Source organism: Chryseobacterium carnipullorum (assembly GCF_900142785.1).
Classification (GTDB): domain Bacteria; phylum Bacteroidota; class Bacteroidia; order Flavobacteriales; family Weeksellaceae; genus Chryseobacterium; species Chryseobacterium carnipullorum.
Window position 1 is genome coordinate 157071 of the sequence record NZ_FRCD01000013.1, and the last position, 26259, is coordinate 183329.

A 26259-nucleotide genomic window follows, 5' to 3' on the forward strand; every position below is an offset into this window, starting at 1 on the left:
TCATGAGCTACAATATCCAGTTATTCAGCATTAAAACAAAAGAAAAAGAGAAGGCCGCCGATGACGACAGCTTTTTTGACCGTGAAGAAAACCTTGTCCCATTCACCGGAGCGCAAATGGCGGGATTGAAAAAACGCCTTTTACAATATAAATATGCATTGGTAAGAGATGATGAAACGGGAACTCATTTCAGCCATCCTGATGAAGATTTTGGAAGCGCCTTACTTACTGATAAAAGCCTTTATTTCAATGCAAATTTGAGTGAAAGTTCCATCTTTGAAGTAGGAATGACGGCTTCTGAATTTACCGATACCGGGGAATTTGCAAAATATGACCCTCAGAATGAAGGCTGGGAGGAGTTCTAAATACTGAGACTTCAAAATATAACCTTAATGAACGACCATCAAAAACATCCAGGCCAAATATTCCTTTTAGCTATCATTCCTTTTGGATCAATTAAAAAAAAAGTGTTTACTTTTTGTCAGATAGTTTGTTAAAATTCTGTAGGGTTTCTATAACTCCTTCAGGATTTTCATTCTCAAAAATACCTGACCGGTAAACCCTTTCAAAGGTTTCAGCGGTTCCGGAAGCGATGATATGTGGGAGGTTTTCACTTTTCAGCATATCGGCCAGACCTTTCATTTCATCAATTCTTCTCAGGATATGCTGTGGATAGGTAGGGGTTGTTTTCATGAGATCCTGATAAGTTCCGGGAAGAAATTCCTGAAGGCTTTCATTCAGTTCATCCAGGATTCCGAAATGAGCTGCTGCTGTCATGGTTTCAAAGAAGAGAGCATTCATTCCTTTATTTACCATCGAAAACAAAAGTTTGTACGCTGATGCCGCCTCTGTTTTTTCACCAGCATCCTTAATTTTAAAAACGGGAGCAAGCAACTTAATAAAAATAGATCTGTAGATACCACTCACGACTAAAACAGCATGGTCTGGAACATCCTTGGAAGCGCCCATCACAGCTCCGTTGACAAAAGGAACATCGATAGCCGAAAATAACTGTTCCATAGATAAGGAAAGGGCAGGAGTATTGGAATTTAAATCCACATAAAGAGGACGGTTGGAAGTTGTTTTCAGACAGGAAATAACAGTTTCTGCCATTTTAAGGCTTCCTTCCGGGCTGGTAAGCGAAAGAATAACATCTGCCTGTTCAACAGTATTCTGAAGAGACTGGGTATCCGTAATTCCTGAATTTCGTATATTGTCTAAGGTCCGTGCTGATCTTCCTTCGCCTGCCGTAATGACTTTAAAATTATGGTTTATAAGTGCTTTGGCAATTTGGGTTCCCATATCTCCGGGGAAAAGAACTGCAATGACGGGCTGAGTTTTCAATATTGATAATTTTTTTAAAGGATGAATAGTTTTACAATACAAATCTCCTCATTTTTTTTAAGCGGTTGCGCCTATTGTTTCGATGGTGATTATTGATAAAACCGATTAATAAAGGAAAGTGTTCGGGATTTTGCTTAATTTTGATTCTTGTTGCCACACTTTTATGATCATGAATAAGTCTTCAATTAATCACTACTTCCATTCTTTATTCGACATCAAAGAAGAGGTGGTTGGAAAAATCACAGAAACCTTTAGTTCCTTCGGGCTCAAAGCGAATGAAGTTGTCCTGCATAAAGATGAGGTCAGTACCAGGACTTTTTTTTTGGAAAAAGGCTACGTCCGTTCCTTTATTCTGAATGAGGACAATGAAGAAATCACGACTAATATCTATGTCGCACCCTGTTTTGTCAATGACTTTCTGTCCTTCTTCAGACAGCAGCCCGCCAAGGAAACCTACCAGACCATAACGGCCTGTTCTTTTTGGGAAACAGGATTAGAAAATGTACAGCACAATTTTCATAATATTCCTGAATTCAGGGAGTTCAGCAGACTTCTTTTTGTTCTTAATTACCACAGCATTCACGACCGGCTGATCGAAATGGCCAGTCAGAAAGCTTCTACGAGATATTTTAATCTGATGAAAAAGCATCCCGAGATTTTCCAGCATGTTCCTTTGAAAATTATTGCGTCCTACTTAGGAATCAAAGACAGTTCATTGAGCCGTATCAGAAGGGATATAAATAAAATGTAATCGTAAGTGTTTGAGGGTTGGAGTGTTTTTGGGTTTTAGAGTTTTGAGATACGAGTGGTATTGATTTGCAGGTTAAAATAATAGGGCTAATTAAATTGTTGCTACTGGTAGCTGGTTTGTAGGATATATTCGTAATCTCAGTCTAAACTTTGTCTGAAATCTGAGTCTTACATTTTTTGGCTCTTAAATCTTACAGCTAATTTCTTCGCATTTGTCAAGTGATAGAATCAAATTTCAATCTCATCTTTGTTAAAAATAAATTTATGACTAAGAAACATATTGTTGTGATTGGATTGGGTGGAGTAGGCGGATATTTCGGTTTTAAAATCAACCAGGAAAATGAGTCCTCCCAGAAGTATAAAATCAGTTTCGTAGCAAGAGGAGAAACGTATCAGAAGGTAAAAGAAAACGGACTGGTTCTTATCTCGTCTGAACATCCTGTGGATCATACGCGCCCCGATGCTGTAGAGCAGAATATCAGCGATGTGAAAAATGCAGACTTAGTATTCATCTGTGTCAAAGAATATGATCTTGAAAATATTTGCCGACAGCTCAAAGAGGTGATCAGCACTGAAACCGTGCTGCTTCCCATGATGAATGGGGCGGATATTTATGAAAGAATCAGAACAATAATTCCTGATAACGTTATACTTCCAACCTGTCTGTATGTCGCTTCCCATATCAAAGAAAAGGGAATCGTAGGACATAAAGGAAAAGCGGGAAAAATGATTGTAGGAAGAGACCCTCAGCACTTCTCTGCTGAGGTGGACTGGATTGCAGATCTGTTGAAAGAAAGTAAAATTGAATTCGATTTTAAAGACAATTCTCTGACAGACATCTGGACCAAATATATTTTTATCGCCAGTTTCGGATTGGTAACGGCCAAACATAATTCTTCCATCGGAACGGTATGTGAGAATGATGAACAAAAACAGGAAGCCTCTGAAATCATGAAAGAAATAAAAATGATTGCTGACAAGAAAGGGATCGCTTTAGACGAAGATATTATTCAGAAAACCTTTGAAAAAGCCTCTGCATTTCCCTTCGAAACTCCCACTTCGTTGCAGTTAGATGTCAATTCCGGAAAAGGAAACAACGAACTCGAATTATTGGGGGGTGCCGTTTTGAATTTCGGTAAAGAACTGGGGATACACACTCCTTTTACTCAAAAGATGTATAACGGGGTAAAAGCTAAATAGTTTTTGGAAAAGCCAGAAGAAAAATTTTATAGAAGCGGCGGATTTTTAATCCACCGTTTCTAATTTTAACCACCAGCAAAATATTCTCACAGATTTTGCAAACCAATTTGTGATCGTTTGTGCAAAATATTTGTGAGATGAGTGTTTAAAACTAAGATTCCGTTAATGGTGTAAAAACTCCTGCCGTCGGAATAAAATATCATCGGTTTCACGATGTTCCGGATCGTCCACACAACAGTCTACAGGACAAACTGTTTTACATTGAGGCTCTTCATGGAAACCTTTGCATTCCGTGCATTTTCCAGGGACAATATAATACACATCATCAGCATAAGCTTGTTGATACGCTCCGGCATCAGCCTCAGTTCCATCCGGAAAAACAACCTTACCGGAAAGTTTGGTTTTATCCTGCCAGCGCCAGTCAACAGCGCCTTCATAGATCGCTGAATTAGGGCACTCAGGTTCACACGCTCCACAGTTGATGCAGTCATCTGTTATTGTAATAGCCATACTTATTTTAGTTTTAGAAGTTTGCTTAAAAAAAAGGGATTTCTTTTGACCAGTGATGGTTTCGGAAATCCCTCCGTCTAAATATAACTTAAATGAAAAAAAACATTGGGCTGCAAGCATTGATCGGTTCATCACTCAGGCAGCTTTCTTTTATTTTTTAGGAATTAATCGTGTGCAATTTCTATGGAAAGACCATCCATTGCTGCCGTCAGCTGAATCTGGCAAGCCAGCCTGCTGGAAGGCAGAGTCGTAAAGAGTTCAGATAGAAGAGCCTCTTCAATGTCTCCTTTTTCCGGCAGCACCGAAGTTTCATTCAAAATATAACAGTGACAGGTGGCGCACATCGCCATTCCTCCACACAGCGCTTCCATAGGCAACTCATAAGCTTTACAAATGTCTTTCAGGCTTAGCCCCATTTCCAGTGGGCAGATCAGCTCATGAATATTTCCGTCCTGATCCTTTACCGTAATTATAATTTCTTCCTTCATGATCATCAGTCAATTCCAGTTATTTAATAATTTTACTTTCCTTTTACTATGCTTTTCGTTGTAGCAATATTGATCAGTTTATCGAATTTATCAGAATACAGCGAAGATATTTTTGTTGGGTCTTCATGATCAAACAATGCGGTTCTGATCACAGGAACACTGAAAGGAACAGGCCAGGCCCGAAGAGATTTGGCTACAGCATCCATTGTATTAATCCCCTGCATGGCATGAAGGCCATCTGCCCAGCATACAAGTCCAATCATTTTATCCGTCAGATACGGCTGATAATGCCCGGAAGTTACTTCAAGCCAGTCCAGACAGTTTTTCATCACTCCGGGAATGCTTCCATGATACAATGGGGCAAGCCAGAAATGAATGTCAGCCTCCAGAAATAGTTGCGTCATCCGTTCTACAGCTAACGGTGTTTTTGTAAGGGGCACATCAAAAAGAGGAATTCCCGAATCTGCCAGGCTAAAGATTTCCGTTTCAAATCCTGATTTTTCAACTCTTTCTGCAAAGTATTGTGAAATCTTTCCCGATGTTGACTCCGATCTTCTTTCCAGGGAGCCGTTGAATATAATTGCTTTCATTGTTTTTAACTTTTAAAAATGACTTTCGGTAATCCTATTTCACCATACATGAGACTTCTAACTAAAGGTTTAAGAAGCCCGGCCGCTAACAAATACAAAGCAGGATCATGATCTGCCCTTGCCCTTACCACAACTTTCTGATCTTTAAAACATTTTAAATCGGCATACATGAGACGACGCTTCCAGAGATCGATAAGGACTGTTTCAGCATTATTTAAATCGGCATAGACAACATAGGGAGCTAATTTTTCCATAAGCATCATTAATGCCCAGGGCGGAATAATAGCATCCACCGAGCACACAATAGCGACAGCTTTTTCATTGTATACAGAAAAATCAACGGCAGCAATTGATTCTTTAAACTCTTTCTCCTTCACAATCATTCCCATAAAAAGATGGTCTTTAATATCCAGCTCCACGATCTCTGTAGTAGGTTTATAGTTTAAAAGATCAAGGGCAATAATTCCCGAAGCTTCTGCTTTATTGATGAAAATTTTCTGATTCATAATTGATTTTTAATCAATGTTTTAATAGACTACCTGATTTTTGATAAAGCTTCTTCGTATTTTTTTTCTACGGCTGACCAATCCAGAACTGACCAGAATGAATCGAGATAATCTGCTCTTTTATTCTGATAAGCCAGGTAATAAGCGTGCTCCCAGACGTCTATTCCAAGAATGGGAAAACCTCTGTTGACAGATTGGGTATCCATCATCGGGTTGTCCTGATTCGCTGTTGAAGTGATCGCCAGTGAACCACTGAATTTGACCAATAACCAGACCCATCCGGAACCGAACTGTCCAAGACCGGCTTTTTTCATTTCAGCTTTAAAATCTTCAAGACTTCCAAAACTGGTATTGATGGCTTCTGCCAGTTTTCCTTCAGGATTTAATTTCGGCTGTGGGGAAAGAATCTCCCAAAACAGAAAATGGTTGAAGTGTCCGCCACCATTATTTCTGATGGCCGGGCTGTATTCACTGATCCTTTGAAGAATAGAATCCAGATCGGTAGAAGTTTCTCCAGCTGACTGTAAAGCTGCATTCAAATTGTCGACATACGCCTGATGGTGACGCTGATGATGAATGGTCATTGTTTCTTTATCTATAAATGGTTCCAGTGCATCATAAGCATAGGGAAGCTGAGGCAGTGTTAATGAGTTCATTATTTTATTTTTTTTGATTAATGTGTTTCAAAGGTAATCATATATTTTAATAAAACAACTTAATAGTTGTTTTATTTACTTGATGGGATATTGATTAATAGTCTGATTACTATTGAATTAATCTTTAAAATTGGAAATTATAGAAAATGACTATATTTGTTGTAGAAAATAAAACAACTTAAATATTGCCAAATGAAGAAGCCGGCAGCAGATCGTATCCTGATGTTTTTAAAGATGAGAGCAGAGGCCACCTCACTTTTGATCTCTAAAGAACTCTCTATTACAAAAGAGGGTGCGCGGAAGCATTTACTGAACCTGGCCGAAGAAGGGCTGATCACATCTGTTTCAAAAAGTGAAGGGGTGGGGCGTCCGTCTACCTACTATACCCTTACAGAAAAAGGATTATCCCAGTTTCCGGATTCCCATGCTGATGTGACGGTACAGATTCTGCGCTCTGTAAAAAATCTCCTGGGAGACAATGCTTTGGATCTGCTGATCAATGACAGGGAGAAAACGACTTATCAGCGGTATGAAAAAGCTTTACTCAATGCAGAGTCACTTGAGCAGCGTCTGGACGTACTGGTAAAAGTCCGCAGTGAAGAAGGGTATATGGCGGAATGGACGAAAGAAGATGATGCCTATTTCCTCATTGAAAATCATTGTCCGATCTGTGCCGCTGCCGCAGAATGTCAGGGATTTTGCCGTGCCGAACTATCCAATTTCCAAAACCTCATCGGTCAAGCGTATCGGGTAGAAAGGGTGAATCATATTTTGTCCGGCGGGCAGCGGTGTGTGTATAAGATTACTTAGATAAAAGATAAAAGATAAAAGATAAAAGATAAAAGATAAAAGATAAAAGATAAAAGATAAAAGATAAAAGATAAAAGATCTTGTCGTTAAATATCTGTAAAAAGAATCACACGTGTATTTTGTGAAAAGTAGTCATTTCCGGCTCCATGATCATATCCATTTCTCGATGAGGTGCAGCCAAAATGCTTTATCCTGATGCATCACAAAGACTGCTGAAGATTGGCGGTGTGTTACCGAATCACCCGTGGTCTGAATCTCAACATAGGAGGCAAGTCCATGACGTTCTGTAGATTGAACCTCGATATTGTCAAGAACAATACTTCGGTCAGGAAATTGACCATAAGCTCCCGGGAGCCATTCCGAAAATGAAGCTAGCGTGATCGTGTTATTGTTACCGCTGATCATTTTAAAATCTGAATTAAAACCGGACAGAAGCTTTTTATAAAGGCTCTCCTGATCTTCTTTTCCCCGAAACCAGGCTTCGATATCTCTGTGAAATTCCTTAATTTCTTCAATGATTTTTTCGTCGTTATTCATAGGTTTAAATAGATAATGTTTTGATTGAATGAGTAGTAAAATTTAGTTTTTGTTGTATTTCACCAGTTTTTTATTGATAAAGATTCCGGCGATCTGAGCCGCTGCAATTAAGAAAACGGCCAGAGCAAAAGCTTTTGGAAACCCAATCATTGATAAAGTACTGAAAAATACAGTTCCAATAATCGTACCTCCGGTTACACTGCCTATTTGTATACTGATACTGATCAACCCTGAGGCTTGGCCTGCTTTTTCTTTATGAATGAGGCCAATTGTTTTCCCCATCATTACAGGCATGATCATCCCATGACCCAATCCTGCCAGAAACAAACTGATATTCAGTAGCGTTGAAGGCCTTTCATCAAGAAAAATAAATAATGAAGTCAGGGTAAATCCAATGATCAAAAGGCTCAAAGCCATAGGAATGAGAATAGATGAAGAAAGCTTTATCCTTGAAATGAGCAGCGGTCCGAGAAAAAAAGCGAGTCCGTACGGAATAATGGCAAGACCTGTTTCTACCGGATTCCAGTGCAGAAACTGCTGCAGATAATAAGGATAACAGATAAACAGTCCCGATGTAAAATTATAAAAGAAGATAATGATAAGGCATAGAACAAAAGGCTTCTGCTGTAAAAGACCAGGATCTATCAGTACAGGCTTGTTTTTTTCCAGTGATTGAACTTCATATCTGTAAAAAACGACCAATAATAAAATTCCTGCGAAGAGGATCGCAAAAATCCACCAGGCCCAATCGTATTTTCTTCCAAAAATAATGGGACATATGATCATCATCAGAGAAGTGATGAGCAGTAATGCTCCTGTAAAATCAATATTTTGTCTTTGTTCCTCGCGGTTATCGTCCATAGTAAAATGAATACCGATGATACAGAGCAGGGTAACAGGTACATTCACCAGAAATACCAGTTCCCAAGAAAAGGCTGTCCAGTGAAGATTGAGCAGAAATCCACCCAGCAATTGTCCCGCCACAGAAGCCAGACCGAAAACAGAACTGAATATACTGACCGCTTTAGGTTGTTCGCTGCTCTTAAACAGTACCCTGACAGACGCCAGAACCTGAGGAGCCAGAAAAGAAGCTCCAATTCCCTGAAACAGCCGGGCAGCGATAAGAAAATTAATATCCGGAGAAAGAGCACATGCAAGGGAGGACAATAAAAAGAGGTACAATCCGACGGTAAATATTTTCTTCCGTCCATACAGTTCTCCTAAACGCCCTCCACAAACCACAAGTGCTGCATACGTGAGTCCGTAAATGGCAACCACCATCTGCAGCTGATGATCACTTGCATGGAAAGCCCTTTTAATGGAGGGAAGCGCCATGTTGACGATAAAATAATCCAGTGGTGAAAGAAAAGCTCCGGCAGTAAGATAACCAAGAGCCTGCCATCGTTTAGGATAGATGTTCATGTTTTTTTTGCAAAATTAACCGCTTATTGTACCTGTAAAATTGTACTTTTGGAGGAAAAATAAGTACCGAAACATGAAATTGTTACCCGTTGAGCGTATCGATGTAAAGGAAATCAAGCTTTATCATGAGGAAATTGATCTCAAGACCAAAACCTTTCTTTCACTGGTTTATGTTCTGAGAGGCCATGGAAAACTTACCTATGACGAACGGACCATTACTTTTAAGGAATCTAAGCTTTTTATTATTCCCCAACACCAGCGGTATCGTTTTAAAAGTGAAAATGCAGAATTGGTTGTGATCCAATGTCCCATCGAATTCATTGATAAAATAAGGTTGGAAGCCGACCGTATAGAAAGTTGCGAAAACCTTCACAAACTGCAGTACATCAGCAATAATTACCATGCACGGGCCGGATGTGTTTTCCGTAATAAAGATGATGAACGGTTTGCAGAAGTCCTTATTGTACAGATTGCCAGAGAGTACAGGAATAAAACCAACGACTATCTGATTATCCGGAACTGTATTTCCATTCTTCTTAATCTTATTGCCCGGAATATCATTGAAAGTGAAACTTCCGATCTGCAACAAAACAGAAAAGCTTTCTCTGTCATGAAGATCATTACCTATATCCAGGAACATGTAAAAGATAAAGAAAAGACCAGAATTCATGCAATAGCAGACCATTTCGGGATTTCCAGAAATTATTTCGGAGAATACTTCAAGCAGCATACAGGTATTTCTTACCAGGACTATCTGCTGGATTACCGTCTGAAACTGGTGGAAACTTATCTCAAATACAGCAGTGTCCGCCTCAGTGAAATCGCATATGAGCTTCAGTTCAGTGATGAAAGCCATCTGTCCAAACTTTTTAAAAAGCACCGGAATATAACCCAAAAAGAATACAGGAAGAGTGTTTCGGCCGAAACAGATCGGGAAGATATTTAGGCTTTGGTGTGCTAAGATGAAGGAAGATAGAGGTGATGTAGGACTGCCGATAAATATATTTCATTAAAATTTGTTTTTCCCAACTTCATAGCTTCCTTATTCAAATACTTTTCTATCCTAAGAACTTAATATTTCGTCAATATTTCCATCAGCATCAGTATTGACACCAGTTTTTTAGAAGACTGGTATTCCGGGTTCAGCTGATCCCGTATTTCCCCTAAAGCTTTGCTTAATTTATTACTTACCGTTTTGTTGCTGATGCCCAAAGCTTGAGCCGTTTCATCAACAGACATATTTCTTCTGATTCTCATATCGTACACAGTCTGCTCTGTGGAAGGAAGCTTTGAAACCACCTCATCAATCATGGATAGCAAAGAAGAGATGTCATTTTCTTCAAGGATTTCAAAATATTCCGTATCAGAGATATCCATTTCTCCGGAAGGGTCAAATTCGTCTATACTAATGGTAGACGGTATCTTTTTAGAGCTGTTATAATGATCGATAATCCTGTAATGCAGATATCTTAGCAGATATCCTTTTACGCTTTCTGATTCGTCCGTCTGGATGGAAGCCGTATCCTCAAGAATTTTGATCCAGAGGTTCTGAAGCAGTTCCTCAGACATCTCTTTATCTCTCGTTCTCATGAAAACAAAACGGTAAAGACTATCCCAATACCGCTCATAAAGCAGCATGAATGCAGGACGGTCGCCTGATCTTATTTTCTTTAATATCGTGTAGTCGGTTGGTTTCATATTGGTACCGCAAAATTACCTAAAGGAAAATTAACTTTTTATGAACTTTGGGGACTTCAAGATTAATTATTTCTGAAAAAAATCCCCATAATGTGAATCAAATGTTGATAAAACAACCAATCTGCTTAAAATTATTAACAAGCTGGTTGTAATATGAATACAATATTAAGAACTGCCTGGGGAAGTTTTTCATTTTCACAGTCTTATAGATAGAAGTATCTGTGAATAGCATGAAATATTTTATGAAAAGTCAAAAATATAAGAATACCAAAGCTTTCGTTTTTAAGCTCTGGGAAAGGGAAGTTTCCGAAGAAAAAATTTCAAAAAAAGAAAATGAATTATTAAGCCAGTGGAAAAGCCGGGCAGAAAAAAATCTGGATAAGATCCATATGACCGAATCTAAAGAGAGAGTCCTATCTGCACTGGAACTGTATTGTATCAAACCGGTAAAACCGACCCCCATTTATCAGTTGAAAAGATACGCTTACACAGCCGCCGCTGTGGTGATACTTCTGTTGTCGGTAGGAGGAATTCTTACCTATACTACTTTATTTAAGCCTGATACTTACACTGCCAATACCGGAAACCGTAAAGTTTATCTGGCAGACGGTTCTGTAGTGACCTTACTTAAAGGTGCAGAACTTACCATTGACAAATCATTTCCCGGTTCCACAAGGATTGTGGATCTGAAAGGAGATGCCGTATTTTCCGTGGCAAAATCAAAAACACATCCGTTTATTGTCCGGGCAGATGGTTTCAGTACCAGAGTATTGGGAACCGTTTTTAAGATCTCCCAGTCCGGGAAAGATAAGTCTGTACATCTTTACGAAGGAAAAGTGGCCGTATCCTCGGCCGGAACGGAAGTTTCTTACCTGAAACCTAATCAGAAATGGACGAATTTCGGGATAGCCCATACCGCAGCAGTCCTGTCACTCACTCCGGAAAATAAATCCGGGAAACAGAAATCTGAGCTGGTCTCATTAAGCTTCAATGATGTTTCATTCAGAGAAGTAGCAGAGGTGATGCAGGCGAACTATAAAATCAAGATTGTATACCCGAAAGAGATGGCAGATAAAAGAATTACAGCGGACTTTACCGGAGGTGCTGCTGATGACAATATGGAAGCACTGGCATTTATACTGGGACTGGAAGTGCATAAAGAAGACCATATCTACACCTTGAAAAAATAAAATTATCCTATAAAATCAACCCTACAAAATAAAACTTTTAATAAGAGAACTTGAACATATGAAAAGATTGAAATGCGGTCTTACCGTTGCGGCAGTATTTTTTACGGTAGCAGCCGAAGCACAGGAACTGGTCCAGAAAGTATCATTCACTGTCCCGGCAAGCAGACCTCTCATTGAGGTGCTGGAAGATTTTGCCGGAAAAACGGGAATGCGGCTGGCTTATTCTAAAATGGATATCAAAGAACTGAAGGTGAAAGGCGTAAAATGTGAGAATACTTCTGTAAACAACTGTCTTAAAGATATTATAAGCGGACTTCCTGTAGCATTTCGTCTCCGTGGGGACCTGATTTCAATAAAATATGAAGGAAACGGCATCTCGGTTATCGGTAACGGAAAAATCTCAGGAAAAATAGTAGATGAAGTGGGGAATCCTGTTGCCGGAGCTGAAGTTACAGTAGCAAAGAAAACCATATTAACGGATAATAACGGTGATTTTGTAGTGGAAGTTCCTTCAGGAGTCTATACCCTTACCGTAAAAGCATCAAAATACAGCCCATTGAGGGTAGAAAAACTTTCAGTCAATAACAATGAAACCAGTACGGTGTCATTTGCCATGAAGCAGGCATCGGATAAGATAACGGATATTAAAGAAGTAGTCCTTACCGCAACCCGAAAGGCAGATACCCAGGCAGGACTCCTTGCCCAGCAGAAAAAGGCAGCTCAGATGAGTGACGGAATTTCTGCCGAACAGATTGCAAAAACTCCCGATAATGATGTGGGAGGAACATTGAAAAGAGTAACCGGAATTACAACGATCGACAACAAATATGTAGTGGTACGATCTATGGGAGAGCGTTGGAATACAGCAGCGATGGACGGAATCAATCTTCCAAGTACAGAAGCGTACAACCAGAATTTCTCATTTGATATTATTCCCACAGCGATGGTGGAAAGTATTGTGGTAAGCAAAACGGCAACACCGGATATGAACGCAAGTTTTGCAGGAGGTTATGTAGAAGTACGAACCAAAGATATCCCCAATGAAAATTTTACCACGGTAAGCCTAGGAACTTCTTATAATGATCAGTCGGCGTTTAAAGAATTTCTGACCCGTAAGCAGGGAAAATATGATTATTTCGGATATGACGACGGAACCAGAGATTTTCCTAAAGGTATGGAAGCCACAGACTGGAACAATCCTTTGTTTTTTGAACAGTCAAAAAGATTTACCAATGACAATTTCAGCACCTTCAAAACAAAAGCTGATATGGGATCCAATCTTCAGTTGGCGCTGGGAAGAACCTTTGCCCTTGACAATAACAACAAGTGGGGATTTGCCGGAGCATTTACGGTAAGAAACGAACAGAATAAACTGGATATTGATCATACAGGAAGAGGAAACTGGTTGGATACAACCGCTCCCTACGATCCTAACTGGCAGGCAAATGGAACGGATCCTATTGTGTTTTATCATTTTAAAAACAAAGGAGCTTCCTATAATTACAATTCCACACTGGCAGGAATGCTGAATTTCGGATTACAGTTGGGGAAAAACAGAATTTCCTTCCGTAATTCTTACACGCATATCTATGACAATACACTGACCCGTATTACAGGTTGGAACGAATATACAGGAGGAAGCGGAATGGCTGCCAATGCCGAAGCTTCCTATAATTATTTCTACAACGGAATTATTCCGAATAACGATCCTGCACAGATTAAAAACCTGGACAAACCTTATACGGACAATACCAATTATCCTATTTACCAGACGCTTTTGCAGAATAAACTGGAAGGAAATCATAAAATACGAAATGTTGACATCAACTGGTTTGCTGCAAGAACAGGCGTGAAATCTGACACTAAAGACTATACGCAGTATTTGAGCCAGTATGATTTTGTGGGAAGCGAGATTCTTACGTATCATATGGTCTACAATTCAGCATCTAATTTTTACAGAGGATATATCGCCAATAAAGAAACGGATTATAACTACGGAACTTCCCTGAAATGGAATATAGACGCAGGGAATTTTAAAACTGACATAAAGGCAGGCTACGCCGGTGTTATAAAAAATAATACCAATCAACAGCAGAAATTCTTTCTTAGGGTGGATGAAAACAGAGATGTTCCCAGCAGTGAAAAAGGGTTTATGTCGCTATATGGTTCTTTGAATCAGTGGTTTGATGGATCTAAATATGTTCCGGGAGGAATAGGCTGGCAAACAAAACCGATGTACAAAAATGACAAGTATGAAGGGAAGGTGACCCAGAATGCATTTTATGTCATGTTTGACAACAGATGGAGAAATAAACTCAGGTTGGTATGGGGAGTCCGTGCTGAGTATTTTAAGTATGACCTGATCTCCCAGCAAATGGATGATTCGGATAATCAAACTGTTAAAAAAGCACCTATTGATGATCAACCATGGCAGTGGATGCCCTCCGTTAATTTAACGTACAGTCCTACAAATAAGATCAATGTAAGACTGGCTTATAATAAAACCGTTATTCGTCCTCAATTCAACGAAAGAACCGGACTTCCTTATTTTGATCCGGTAGCTAATGGATTGATTTACAATACGGAAATGACCTCATCGGTAGTCAATAATTATGATTTTAAATTGGAATGGTTTCCCGGTCTGGGTGAAATATTCTCTGCCGGATTGTATTATAAAGATATCGACAGACCTATTGAGCGTGAAGGCCGTCTTTCGAACGAAGGAAATCTCTTTCTCTACAATGGGAATTCTAAAAATGCAAAGCTGAAAGGATTAGAAGTGGAAGTACGGAAAAACCTCGGATTTATTGCCGATGGCTCTTTGCTGGAAAAACTTTTTGTAAGCGGAAATTTCACCTACAATACAACCAGGGTAATTGCTTTTAAAGATCAGTATAAAACAGGGGAGGATAGTGAGACCTATGAAGTGGAAAGGCCACTGTACGGACAAACTCCTTATGCCTATAATTTAGGCCTGACGTTTGACGGAAGCCGCCTGGGAGCCAGTTTTTTATACAATGCCAAAGGTGACCAGTACATCACGGTAGGTTATGACTATAACGGAGAAGAAATACAGCGTCCCTACGCCGTTGCAGATGCCCAGATTTCCTATAAATTCTTAAGAAACAGAAACCTGGAAGTTAAATTCAATGTAAGAAACCTTTTCAACAGGGTGAAAGAGTTTTATAACAATTTCAATTCCTATTCCGTGCCCAACGGATCCGGAGGAAGCACCATATCAACAGACCGGGAGGCATGGCAGCTGCTTCCGGGAGCTACGGACAAATATGACAAGAATATTGATAAGATCACATTCCGCGCATACAGCGGAAGGATATTCGGGGTCAGTGTGAACTATACGTTTTAAAAGATTATAAAAAACAGAATAAAGAGCTCATTAATGCCATGTACAGGTTTCGGAAACCTGAGGACGATCCGGATCAATACTGATGATGCGCACAGCAGTACCGGATCAGATCAAAAGCCGGCCGCTGTTATTTTTTCCCGGACAGCAGCGGAAAATCAGGGAACCCCTGCAAGACAGCCCCTCCTGAAATGCAGGGTGATGATCACAACCAAATCGCAGGAATATAGAGGCGGATGTTCCTAAATATTAAAAAATTCGGACATAAAAATAATATGACCGGGTCTGCTAAAAATTATAACAATGAAAAAACTAACTTTAATTGCTGTTGCAGCATTATCTCTTACTGCTTGTCAAAACGATAGCCTTGCAGATTCTTCTACTCCGTTTGAAATGAAGCCTGCTTCTGCTGAGTATATTACAGCTTCTTCTCTTCCTGTAACTACGGTAAGCGGTGATATCACTTCAAATACAACATGGAGTGGTGTTGTAGAACTTAACGGTATTGTAACGGTGAAGAACGGGGCTACATTAACTATTCAGCCTGGAACTTTCATTAAAGCAAAACCAAACGCATCCAATACGGCTACAGGAGTTTTAGTTATCTCTAAAACAGGTAAAATCAATGCTACCGGTACAGAATCTCAGCCCATTATTTTTACAAGTTATAAACTGTTAGACGGAGATGAAAATACAACGGCTGCTCCCGGAGATTTCGGTGGTGTGATTATTTTAGGTGATGCACCTGCCAACACGCCTGATACAAAGACGATTGAAGGATTAACAGGTTCTGATTTTTATTACGGAGGTTCCAATGCAGCTCACAACGGAGGGACATTGAAATATGTTCGTATTGAATTTGCAGGATTTGATCTTTTAGCACCAAACTCAGGAAACGAGATCAACGGTCTTACTTTAGGAGGAGTTGGAAACGGGACTACTGTAGACCACATCCAGGTTTCTTATGGTAAAGATGATTCTTTCGAATTTTTCGGAGGTACAGTAAATGCTTCTAACCTGGTTTCTTTTGCCGCGGATGATGATAACTTTGACTTTGATAACGGATATACAGGAACCATTACCAATGCACTTGCTTTAGCAGATACCAACTCTACACACAGTTTAAGTGGTGGTGTTTCTGATACCAACGGTATTGAGCTGGATAATAATGCAACAGGTACTGCTACACCGCTGATCACCAATCCTGTCATCAACAATCTGACCATTATAGGATCACGTACAAATGTGTTGTATACCTCATCAACTCCTTCCGGATCTTTTTATGAAAACGGTATTCACATCAGAAGAAACGGGAAATTAACTTTGAATAATGCCGTAGTGACAGGATATCCTGTTGGAATCAAAGTGGAAGGAACAGGTTCTGAACTTACTTCAGCGTCTAACCTGAGCTCAATTCAGGTACACGGATTTGCAACTTCTGTTACAGGTACAGGTACATCAGGAATTCCTGCCGCCAACCTATTGACAGGAACTACCGCTTCATCCTGGGGGATGAGCCAGCCGTTCTTCAACGAAGGACCATGGAACGTTTCTCCTAGAAATGGTGGAAACTTCCAGGGAGCATGGACGAAATATGACTTCTCTATTCAGGAATAAAACCTAAAATGCAGGGGAAGCTTCCCATGTCTTTCCCTGCTTTTTATTTTTTCTAAATCTCTAATAATCTGTATTATGAAAAAACTATTTTTATTATCTATTGTATTGGTATCACAGGCTGCAGCAGCGCAGTTTCAGGTATGGAGCAATTCTTTTGATACGCCCGCTGATCTTCAGGGTTGGACAACTTATGACCTTAACAACAACGGAAACGGATGGGTACAGGGACAAAATATCTACTTCAACGGTACCACACTTACCTATGGTACTTCAGGGACTCTCCGTTATTCAGTAAGTTTGGTTCCCACGGGTAATGCTCCAAGCTTTGGTACGGAAAACGACTGGATCATTTCTCCACAGATCAGTCTGGAAGGAGCAGCCGGAACCATCAGTCTGGCAGCCTATATCGGAAGACAGAGAACCACACACCTTAATTTCGGACGTGATCTGTTTATTTATGTAAGCACTCCTCAGAAGCCTGTTCCTACATTAGCCGATTTTCAGGCAATGACCGTAGATGGAAATGGAAATGATGTTGCAAGCCCCTACAGAATTATAGCCGGAACACTCAGCAATCCTTTCCCGAATGATCTGACTCAGTTTAAAGAAAACCTGATCGATATTTCTGCTTTTGCCGGTAAAAAAATCTACATCGGAATGTGGTCTAACCGAAAATCAACCGGAAACAATTTACAAAATATTAATATCGATGAAATGGCTATTTATGCTTCAACATTTCTGGGAACAAAGGATGTAAAAAAGAAAGAAAACCTAACTAAAATTACAGAAAACCCGGTGAATGAATTCCTTCAGCTTCAACTGAATCCAGGTTGTAATGAAAATAAGACGGAGGTGAATATTTATAATATGACCGGACAGAAAGTGCTTTCAGTGTCTTACAATAGATCTGTGAATGTCGCTTTATTGGAGGCTGGAATGTATATCGCAGAAGTTTCTGACGGAAAAATAACGGAAAGACTGAAGTTTATTAAAAAATAATCAGAAGTCACGATTCAACTACCTACAGAAAATTCTGCAGGAATTAACCATGAAAAATTTAATTGATCAAAGCTGATTTGAAGCTTCCCCGCAGAGAATTTTTGATCATCAACATATCCAACTTAGTTTTTTTATAATTATTCTATTGTCCCGTTATCCAAGGGCGGGACAATATTTCTAAGTTTGATTTTATAATTTAAAATAATAGAAATGAATAAGTTCATTACCCTTTTATCTTGCATCCTATTGGTTTCCTGTGCAGACAGCAGCGTTATGCAGCCATTTGACAAATCGCAGAAACCTGCCGAAGTTACCATTAAAGGATATTCAAAGCCGGACATTATCCAGCTGAGACTTAACGGAACTCCGGTATCCATCAACGGAAATACTTCTTATACCAATACAATAGAAACCCAGCTTAATTTTGTTCTTGATGAGGGAGAAACAGACAGGCTGGCGATCTATAATAATGAAACGGGTGCTGAGGTAGCCCATTATAATATAACCTACGACAATATCAATGACTACAAAACCCTTAATTTTTTTAATCTTCCGGGGATCTTTCTTCAGGCTTCTGCAGTAAAACCACAGGTCAATCTGGGGAAAGTGGGATTTGAATTTATTTTCCCGAATCTTGGTGAATATTCCGGGTCCACACTGTCCGGTGTGAAAGGAGTTTTGAAAAGAGAAAATGGAGTAGTACTCGCCGAATTCGAAAATATCGGAAAGAGAAGCTTTACGGAGGTTAAAATATATAACTATTTCAGTAATACAGCCCCGGTTTACCTTGAATTATATAAATCAGGCACTTCCACTCCTTATACCGGATCTGAAGTCATCAAAGTAAAAATAAAACAGGATATAGGAGCTAATCTGATTGTTCTTCAGGAAAAAATGGAAAATGGAGCACTCACAGTGAAAGGAGAGATCGATGTAGCGGATTATCTGTAATACAAGTCAGCGTCTATGAAAAGATATTTTAATTTTCAGTTACTGCTGCTCTTTGCGGTTTCCCTCTGTATTGGATCATGTAATCCTAATGATGATGAGGGCGGTCCGGTTTTTCCGGAAGGAAGCACAGAATCTGTTAACCTTTGGGTACAGGACAGTATGAGGCGGTACTATTACTGGGCAGATCAGATGCCTGCGAAACCTGATTACCATCTCCCTGTGAAAGATTTTTTTAAAAGTCTGCTGTCTTCTCAGGACCGTTTTTCATTTGCTTTAGATACTCAGGATCCTTCTTCCTATCCGCGTTCTGTCCGCAATAGGTATGGCTTCGATTATGCCGTGATCCAATTGGCTAATGGAGATGTTGTCACGACCGTGAAGCTTGTGATGAAGAATTCTCCTGCTTTCAATTCCGGTTTGCAGAGAGGAATGATGATTACAAAGATTAATGACAAAGCTATTACGGCAGCTAATGCAGAAGCATTAACGTCATCGATTAAAGATCAGACGGTCATCGAACTTACGGTAGGAAACTGGAAAAACGGATTTATTGCGGATGAAAAGAACATTACGGTGTATTATGGGTATTCTTTTGAACAGCCTTTGGAATCCAAAATATTTGAAAAAAACGGTAAAAAAACAGGCTATCTCTATATCTATGATTTTCCGGATGGAATGACGCCTGCTCTTAGGCAAAAATTTGCTGAATTTAAAGCGACCGGAGTACAGGACCTGATTCTGGATCTCCGCTATAATTATGGTGGTTCCGTATCATCAGCTGCGGCGCTCTGTTCATTGATCCCTGCTGGTATTACAGTCTCTTCACCCTTCATCGTGTACAAAGGAAATAAAAACGGAGGTGAAGTAAAACGTACCTTTGCGCAACAGATCAGTTATGATTCTAACGCCCTTGATTTCAGTATTCTTCGGACTAATGCCTTGGGTCTGAATAAAGTATATGTTCTCACTTCCAGCAGTACAGCATCTGCGTCAGAAATCGTGATCAATAACCTTAAACCTTATCTGCAGGTCGTTCAGGTAGGAGAGGTGACGCTTGGTAAAGATATGGCCGGATTTCTTGTGGAAGATAAAAGAAAACCCAAAAAGATCTCATGGCAGCTTCATCCCGTTATTTATAAAGTTTTTAATGCCAATGGGGAAGGAGCCTACAGCAATGGAATCTCTCCACAGATTGCAGCCAGTGAATATACAAAACTGCCATTGCTTCCGTTAGGAGATTCAGAAGAATCCCTTATTTCATCAGCTCTCAATAGCATTTATTCTAAATCAGCAGGTAAAAATGCTTGGGAACCCGGCGTAAAGGTTTTATTTCAGAGCGATACGCCTTCTGCCGCCATCGGAAAGTGATTTTCTTTTTAAACTTTAATGCGTAAACCAAAAACCATGCAGGGAATAGAACCTAAATTTCACAGCAGCCTTACAGACCGGATGGACTATTACCGAGTTCTGTTGAAAAAGACCGCCGTAGATTCTGATATTCAGCCTTCTGATATGATTTCGAGAATCTCGGAATTAGGCAAGTTATATGAAGATTATCTGGCCAATAAGAAGCAGCTGGAAAAAAGTATTAAAAATTACAGGCAATACCATAACGATCTGCGTAAACAGCTGACTTTGCGGGTACGGGAGCTCAGAAGAAAAACGAGACAGAAATAGTATGGGTATCCATAAAATCTTAGATATTTGTGGAAAATATATTGTTGGTCACAAAAAGAGTGTTGATCATTATTTGCTCAAGCAGATCCAGCTGATGTAACAAATTCTCATGTTCTACTTTTTTTAACGTTAAGGAAAATGAAGGAGGTAAGGTTGTTAAGAAAAACTCAAATGATTTTTTAAGCTGCATGTCTTAAAGCGAAGCTAAACACTTACTATTCTTAAAAACTTAGCAGAATCTTAATGGTTTGAATTTCTCCTCTCGCAGATAATACGGATCAGGCAGCTGACCAAAAGTAAAAATTTTCATTATCTCGACCATCTGCGTGATATTTTAAAGTTGGATGATCTGTATCCATTTCCTTCATCAGAATCAATGAAATTGATTCCACCTTTACTTACTTTTATATAGGATACTCATTTTCTCTGCTTTAAAAAAAATTATCTACTCTTCAGGTTTTGCCATTGATCCATTATATCGGTTCAATATTCTGCAACAATTTCCCTTTTTTTAAGGGAAAGAATTTGCTATGGCCTTAATCGGATATTGATGGTCAATTTCCAATCGTGTTTATGCTTTTGAATTTAAACCTGTTCCATCCTAAAAGTTCTTAATTACGTGAATTATTGAATTTTTTAATGAAAATAATTCTTTGCAAAAATCTCTTTGAAGTACGTTTTTTGTTTATGATTCCAGGATGAAAATAAATATTATATTGACCTTTTAAAATCAACTAAACTTAAAAAAAATAATACGACCTGATTTGTCGTCTACCGATTATATCTTTGTTATAGTCATACTTAACAGTACATAAAAACACACGGGCAAGTGACAAAAATAAGGTTAAATCTCATTGAAGAGATATTGAAGGAGTGTTGAAAATCGTTAAATTTGCGCAACTTTTATTAAAAACTAACATTAACTTAAAATACACAAACAGATGAAGAAATTCTACTCTGGTGCATGTATTCTATGCACTATTCTGGGGCTTTCTGCCCAGGAAATATTATGGCAGAAAGATATCCAATCTTCTACACAGGATTTTTTAAGCCAGGTGACTACGACCATTGATCAACAGTATCTAATTACAGGAAGCTCGATCCAATCCCAGAAATTTTCAACGGAAAAAAAGCAAAACAATGGCTACGATTTCCATTTGGTAAAACTCAATCAGCAAGGCGAACAGGTTTGGGAGAAATATTTCTCCGGAGCTAATCATGACTATCTGTCTGCAACCGTTGCTACGCAGGACGGAGGTTTTTTAGTCTCAGGTACTTCGTATTCCGGAAAAGGTCTTGATAAAAAAGAGGATTCCAAAGGTGGATCAGATATCTGGTTAATCAGATTAAATGAATTCGGAGACGAACTCTGGCAAAAAACACTGGGGTCAACATCTGATGAAGAAGCAAGATCAGTCATTCAGACTACAGATTTAGGATTTTTTGTGGCTGGAAATAGACAGAGTTCCCTTCGAGAGCCTCAGGGAACCAGCGGGTATGGTTCGAAGGATGTTTTGATTGTAAAACTCGATAAGAATGGAAAAGAACTTTCACAATCTATTTTAGGAGGGAAAGGTTTGGATGAAGTCGAGAAAATGATTCCTACGAAAGATGGTGGTGCTTTGCTGGGAATCTATTCAAGAAGCAATATTGGAGGCTCCAAGAAAACTGAAAACTTTGGCGAAGGAGATTATTGGATCATCAAACTTTCAAAGGAAGGAAAGGTTGAGTGGGAAAAAAACTTTGGAGGCAAAGGAGATGATCACTTGAGAACGCTGGCCTTAACCTCGACTGGTTACATCATCGGTGGAGAATCAAGATCCGAAAGATCAGGAAATAAAACCGTGGGAATCGAAGAAGGAACGGATCTTTGGCTGATTTCTTTAAGCGAAAAAGGTGAAGAGATCTGGCAGAAGTCTTTCAATTTCAAAAACAGAGACATCCTGATGGGAATGAGCGTAATTCATTCGGCAGATGACAGATCTTCAAAAGGAATTCTTTTAGGTGGTTATACACAGGCAGAAGGAAGGATTGAAACAGATGACGAAACGTTCTGGATGTTGTATCTGAATCAGGACGGAAATGAGCAGTGGAGAAAACATGTGACAGGAGATAAGAGACAGAAAGAGGAGAGACTTTCAGACTTAAAACTCAACCAAGACGGTTTCATCATTCTGGCAGGAACCAGTGCAGAAGAATTGGGAAAAGAAAACTGGAAAATTGTGAAGCTTGGCGACAAACAAATCGATCAGTTAATCGAGAAACAAAACATTAAGATCTATCCGAATCCGGTATCAGAGTATGCTTATGTAGAAATAGGCTTTGACTTTAAAGAAGCTGATATTGTATTGTATGATATGGGTGGACGACAGCTTCAGAGTTTGAAGACTAAGAATAAAGTAACCAAGATCAATACCCAGAATCTGATTCAGGGGGCTTATCTGGTGACGATAAAGACGGATATGAATAAAATGGCAAATGCTAAACTTATTAAGAATTAAAGAGATGAAAAATATATTTAAGATAATAATCAATAGTATTATTATATTAGGCAGTGGTCTTATCTCTGCCCAGGTTGGAGACTACAGCATACAAAAAAAAAACATTGTCGCTTTTCCGACTTCTGCGAATGCTTATGCGATGGACAAAGTCGGGAAACTCCCAGTCGATATGTTCAGAGGAAAAGCAAATATTAATATCCCTTTTTACGCAGTAAATGTAGATGGAGTTAATATTCCTATTTCTTTGTCTTACAATACAGGCGGAATAAAATTAAACGAAGTCGCAAGTACTGCAGGTTTAGGCTGGTCCTTAAGTATTCCTAACAGTATCAACCAGAATATTTTAGATAAGGATGATAAGTCTTCTTCAATGTATACTAAAAATATCAATACTGTATTATCCAAACTTGTTGATATAAGTATGTACGAAAATGAGCTCCGACAAGTAGTGGTTGATCATTATGAAGGAATATATGATACAAGACCCGATATGTTCAATTATTCCCTGCCATTCGGAGGAGGAAGTTTTATTTTTAATAATGATACAGGACATACAATTCCCCATGAGGATCTGGTGATTACGGCTACAAATAATAAAAAGAATATTAAGATTGTGAATACTGAAGGGACTTCTTATTTCTTAAGTATTAAAAACTCTACACTGGTAAACTCTGGAGTGCCTGGTGATATGGGATCCGGTTCACAAACACTTTATCAGGTAGACAGTATAAGAACGGCAAATAATAAGAAAATTTTATTCGAATATGCAAAATCGTACTCCTATGAGGAAAAAAGTATTACCGAAAAAGTAAATATTGATATCACTAAAAACGTCATGACAGACGTAAATCTGCCGCCTAGCTTACCTGAGTACGAGAGGTATACAGGATCGGCAGCCAGTATGGAGAAATTAATCACAAAAATTATTTTTCCCGACGGAACTGTATATTTCAATTATTCTAATGACGGATTGCCTTTTTCTGACGGAACAACTATAAGAAAAGATCTTTCGGGAAATAATGGTATAGCATTGCGCCAGATTATTGTCAAAGATAATTATGGAAAGATCATCAAAAATTATCATCTGAATTATTCTTACTTCACTTCAAATACTGGCACTGATTTTCAAAATTATAGGCTTAAATTAGTAGACGTATATGATGACTTGCAGAATAGTTATTATAAGTTCTATTATAATGAAAGTATTCCTTTCCCTGCCCGTAATTCCAATAATGATGACTATTGGGGATATATTAATTCTACTAATTCAAGTGAGGATTCTTATAATCTTCCTCATCAGATTTATACAGATTATGTACCCGCAAATGAAAATGTTTCTATAAAACCTCAATATACAAGGAATCGGGATACTAATCCGGCTTATACACAGATTGGTATTTTAAACAGAATTGAATACCCTACAGGTGGAAGTAAAAATCTGTATTATGAAAATGCTAATAAGTTTTTTAACAAAACAAATTATCAGTGGGGGTATCTGGATAATTTTGCTACGGTCCTTAGTGCACCGACTGGCGCAGGAGGATTTACCGACGATTTTGGAAACGTCAATCAGACTGTCACTATTCCGCAAAGTTTCTTTGACGGAAAACTAGCGCCTAAAATCAAATTAACATTTGGTAATACCTGCGAAAATAATGTAGATGATGAAACAAGCCAAATTCACGAAACATCCTGTTATGGCAATGCAATTGCAGGAGGTCAGCCCTATGGAACCAATGGAAAGCCTGCAGTGTTTGAAGTTTCTCCTAGCAATAATTCATTTAATATATCTTTATCCAGACAGGGTAAATGTCAGTGTGGATATGCTATAGATGTGGTGTACGGAAAAAACAATACCATTAATTCAAACGTTCCAATTGGAGGACTTAGAATTAAAAGAATTGAAGATAAAAATGAAAGTAGTATTGTTAATGCTTACAATTATAAATATGATATCTTCGATCCGGTTACCAATACCAACAAAAGCAGCGGCGTTCTGAATATACCTTTTCAATATACAAGATTACTGAAAAGATATTCTGAACTTACCAACGAAGGAATTGAGATATATCCCCCGTATGTTCAAAAATATCTTGTTATTAATAACTCAAGCACCAGTTATAACACCTATGGTTCTTCAGATGTTATTACCTATAAGCAAGTAACGGAGTATAATGATTTGGGAGAAAACATCAATATATTTTCAAAGGTCAACAATTCAGACAGTGATAAAATGTATACCCACATTTATTCCAATTATGATGACTGGAAAAATGGATTACTAGAAAAAAATATCGTCTTAAATAAGCTGGGTGATACTTTGAGAGTTCAAACTAATAAATATGCTTTTAATAATCTAAAAAACCCCAAAGCCGGATTTATTACGGGAGATCCAAACCAAATGGGATTTGCTTTAAATCTGGATATAGTAAAATATCCCAAAAGAATAACGAGTAGTACACATGAGACCATTTATGGCCAAATATATTTAGTAAATAAAGAAATTTTATCGATCAATTCAGGTAAAGTTGAAAATACAGAATCTAAAACGAAAGAATATTTCCCTGGAAATAAAGTCATAGAAACAGTTACGAAGTCTAATTTTAATGATACGGATATTAACAAGCCTATAAATGTGAAAACCGTGTCTGTAAAAACTTCAAACAACACCGTCACAGAAACCTCTTACCAATACGCCCATGAAAAAGGCAACCAGTTGATGATCAGTAAGAATATGATTGGCATTCCTTTAGAAACTTCTACCACTCAAACCATAGGAAATACTACAAAAACACTATCAAGGACAGAAACACTTTATCCAAAGACTACTACCGAGATCACCAACAATAATTCTTCTCTGGTTCTTCCGTTGTCTGTACTTTCCTATGAGGTTCAGAACAATACGCCGTCTACTGAAGTTACGTACGATAAATATGACAACAAGGGAAATCTGCAGCAGTATACCGCCAGAAACGGTATCTCGACAACCATCATCTGGGGATATAACCAGACTCAGCCTATTGCAAAGGTAGAAGGAGCCAAACTTTCAGACATTCCTCAGGCACTCATCGATAATATCGTCAATGCATCTGTTAATGATAATCAGTTCAGTACAGAGGCGTCAGAGCAATCATTGATCTCTGCTTTAGATGTATTTAGAAATAACGCTGCATTATCAGCTTATCAAATCAGTACGTACAGCTATGATCCGTTAATTGGTGTTAAAAGCATCACGCCTCCATCTGGCATCAGAGAGTTTTATTTTTATGATACCGCCAACCGACTGAAAGAGGTAAGGGAAAACAGCCCGACGGGTAAGATCTTGAAGGAATATAAATACAACTACAAAAACTAAACACAGACATGAAAAAAATAATCATTCCTATCGGGTTGTTGCTGATCACTCAGTCAGCAAAGGCCCAGCTTACCCAGGGAGAAAACTATGTGTA

At 38.7% G+C, this 26259-nt stretch carries 24 protein-coding genes; 15 read left to right on the forward strand and 9 right to left on the reverse strand.

Annotated elements, in window-relative coordinates; genetic code table 11:
• The first annotated feature begins 2 nt into the window (after positions 1-2).
• Positions 3-365 (forward strand): hypothetical protein, encoded by a 363-nt coding sequence (locus BUC06_RS15415; RefSeq protein ID WP_073334903.1) that lies wholly within the window; start codon positions 3-5, stop codon positions 363-365.
• A 106-nt stretch (positions 366-471) separates the two neighbouring features.
• Here BUC06_RS15415 and BUC06_RS15420 read toward each other — a convergent pair whose 3' ends face one another.
• Positions 472-1344 carry an NAD(P)-dependent oxidoreductase gene (locus BUC06_RS15420; RefSeq protein ID WP_073334904.1) on the reverse strand — a complete coding sequence of 291 codons (873 nt, stop codon included), beginning with the start codon at positions 1342-1344 and terminating at the stop codon, positions 472-474.
• A 169-nt stretch (positions 1345-1513) separates the two neighbouring features.
• On the opposite strand from BUC06_RS15420, the gene BUC06_RS15425 reads away from it, so the two are divergent.
• Positions 1514-2095 (forward strand): Crp/Fnr family transcriptional regulator, encoded by a 582-nt coding sequence (locus BUC06_RS15425; protein WP_073334933.1) that lies wholly within the window; start codon positions 1514-1516, stop codon positions 2093-2095.
• A gap of 263 nt (positions 2096-2358) precedes the next feature.
• Complete coding sequence (locus BUC06_RS15430; RefSeq protein WP_073334905.1) at positions 2359-3294, forward strand: ketopantoate reductase family protein; 936 nt, start codon at positions 2359-2361, stop codon at positions 3292-3294.
• A 162-nt stretch (positions 3295-3456) separates the two neighbouring features.
• Here BUC06_RS15430 and BUC06_RS15435 read toward each other — a convergent pair whose 3' ends face one another.
• From BUC06_RS15435 to BUC06_RS15455, 5 genes are all read right to left on the reverse strand, one after another.
• Complete coding sequence (locus BUC06_RS15435; protein ID WP_073334934.1) at positions 3457-3804, reverse strand: 4Fe-4S dicluster domain-containing protein; 348 nt, start codon at positions 3802-3804, stop codon at positions 3457-3459.
• A gap of 164 nt (positions 3805-3968) precedes the next feature.
• Positions 3969-4292 (reverse strand): 2Fe-2S iron-sulfur cluster-binding protein, encoded by a 324-nt coding sequence (locus BUC06_RS15440; RefSeq protein ID WP_073334935.1) that lies wholly within the window; start codon positions 4290-4292, stop codon positions 3969-3971.
• A 32-nt stretch (positions 4293-4324) separates the two neighbouring features.
• A complete protein-coding gene (locus BUC06_RS15445) occupies positions 4325-4882 on the reverse strand; it encodes an NADPH-dependent FMN reductase (RefSeq protein ID WP_073334906.1) in 558 nt (185 codons plus the stop codon).
• Positions 4883-4887: 5 nt separating this feature from the next.
• Positions 4888-5388, reverse strand: coding sequence for a DUF2480 family protein (locus BUC06_RS15450; protein ID WP_073334907.1), 501 nt, complete (start codon positions 5386-5388; stop codon positions 4888-4890).
• A 29-nt stretch (positions 5389-5417) separates the two neighbouring features.
• Positions 5418-6044 carry a superoxide dismutase gene (locus BUC06_RS15455; protein WP_073334908.1) on the reverse strand — a complete coding sequence of 209 codons (627 nt, stop codon included), beginning with the start codon at positions 6042-6044 and terminating at the stop codon, positions 5418-5420.
• Between the two features lie 192 nt (positions 6045-6236).
• On the opposite strand from BUC06_RS15455, the gene BUC06_RS15460 reads away from it, so the two are divergent.
• Positions 6237-6854 carry a helix-turn-helix transcriptional regulator gene (locus tag BUC06_RS15460; RefSeq protein WP_073334909.1) on the forward strand — a complete coding sequence of 206 codons (618 nt, stop codon included), beginning with the start codon at positions 6237-6239 and terminating at the stop codon, positions 6852-6854.
• 150 nt (positions 6855-7004) lie between these two features.
• On the opposite strand, the gene BUC06_RS15465 is transcribed toward BUC06_RS15460, so the two are convergent.
• Positions 7005-7391 carry a hypothetical protein gene (locus BUC06_RS15465; RefSeq protein WP_073334910.1) on the reverse strand — a complete coding sequence of 129 codons (387 nt, stop codon included), beginning with the start codon at positions 7389-7391 and terminating at the stop codon, positions 7005-7007.
• Between the two features lie 42 nt (positions 7392-7433).
• The gene (locus BUC06_RS15470) at positions 7434-8813 is read right to left on the reverse strand and encodes an MFS transporter (RefSeq protein WP_073334911.1); all 1380 of its coding nucleotides are present in this window, start codon (positions 8811-8813) and stop codon (positions 7434-7436) included.
• A 73-nt stretch (positions 8814-8886) separates the two neighbouring features.
• On the opposite strand from BUC06_RS15470, the gene BUC06_RS15475 reads away from it, so the two are divergent.
• Positions 8887-9759, forward strand: coding sequence for an AraC family transcriptional regulator (locus BUC06_RS15475; RefSeq protein ID WP_073334912.1), 873 nt, complete (start codon positions 8887-8889; stop codon positions 9757-9759).
• A gap of 125 nt (positions 9760-9884) precedes the next feature.
• Here BUC06_RS15475 and BUC06_RS15480 read toward each other — a convergent pair whose 3' ends face one another.
• A complete protein-coding gene (locus tag BUC06_RS15480; protein WP_073334913.1) occupies positions 9885-10511 on the reverse strand; it encodes an RNA polymerase sigma factor in 627 nt (208 codons plus the stop codon).
• 242 nt (positions 10512-10753) lie between these two features.
• Here BUC06_RS15480 and BUC06_RS15485 point away from each other — a divergent pair, with 242 nt between their 5' ends.
• The 10 genes from BUC06_RS15485 (at position 10754) to BUC06_RS15530 (ending at position 26165) form a co-directional block, all read left to right on the forward strand.
• Entirely contained in the window at positions 10754-11701 is a 948-nt protein-coding gene (locus BUC06_RS15485) for a FecR family protein (RefSeq protein WP_228423771.1), read from the forward strand.
• A gap of 58 nt (positions 11702-11759) precedes the next feature.
• Positions 11760-15068 (forward strand): TonB-dependent receptor, encoded by a 3309-nt coding sequence (locus BUC06_RS15490; protein WP_073334915.1) that lies wholly within the window; start codon positions 11760-11762, stop codon positions 15066-15068.
• 33 nt (positions 15069-15101) lie between these two features.
• The gene (locus tag BUC06_RS15495) at positions 15102-15311 is read left to right on the forward strand and encodes a hypothetical protein (protein WP_073334916.1); all 210 of its coding nucleotides are present in this window, start codon (positions 15102-15104) and stop codon (positions 15309-15311) included.
• Positions 15312-15368: 57 nt separating this feature from the next.
• A complete protein-coding gene (locus BUC06_RS15500; RefSeq protein ID WP_073334917.1) occupies positions 15369-16682 on the forward strand; it encodes a hypothetical protein in 1314 nt (437 codons plus the stop codon).
• 75 nt (positions 16683-16757) lie between these two features.
• Positions 16758-17681: a T9SS-dependent choice-of-anchor J family protein gene (locus BUC06_RS15505; protein ID WP_073334918.1), complete on the forward strand. Its 924-nt coding sequence runs from the start codon at positions 16758-16760 to the stop codon at positions 17679-17681.
• A gap of 210 nt (positions 17682-17891) precedes the next feature.
• A complete protein-coding gene (locus BUC06_RS15510) occupies positions 17892-18632 on the forward strand; it encodes a hypothetical protein (RefSeq protein ID WP_228423773.1) in 741 nt (246 codons plus the stop codon).
• 15 nt (positions 18633-18647) lie between these two features.
• A complete protein-coding gene (locus tag BUC06_RS15515; protein ID WP_083564099.1) occupies positions 18648-20000 on the forward strand; it encodes a S41 family peptidase in 1353 nt (450 codons plus the stop codon).
• A gap of 18 nt (positions 20001-20018) precedes the next feature.
• A complete protein-coding gene (locus tag BUC06_RS15520) occupies positions 20019-20309 on the forward strand; it encodes a hypothetical protein (protein WP_139263376.1) in 291 nt (96 codons plus the stop codon).
• Positions 20310-21250: 941 nt separating this feature from the next.
• Positions 21251-22810 (forward strand): T9SS type A sorting domain-containing protein, encoded by a 1560-nt coding sequence (locus tag BUC06_RS15525; protein ID WP_073334920.1) that lies wholly within the window; start codon positions 21251-21253, stop codon positions 22808-22810.
• A gap of 4 nt (positions 22811-22814) precedes the next feature.
• Positions 22815-26165, forward strand: coding sequence for a hypothetical protein (locus BUC06_RS15530; protein WP_139263377.1), 3351 nt, complete (start codon positions 22815-22817; stop codon positions 26163-26165).
• The last annotated feature ends 94 nt before the right edge of the window (positions 26166-26259 follow it).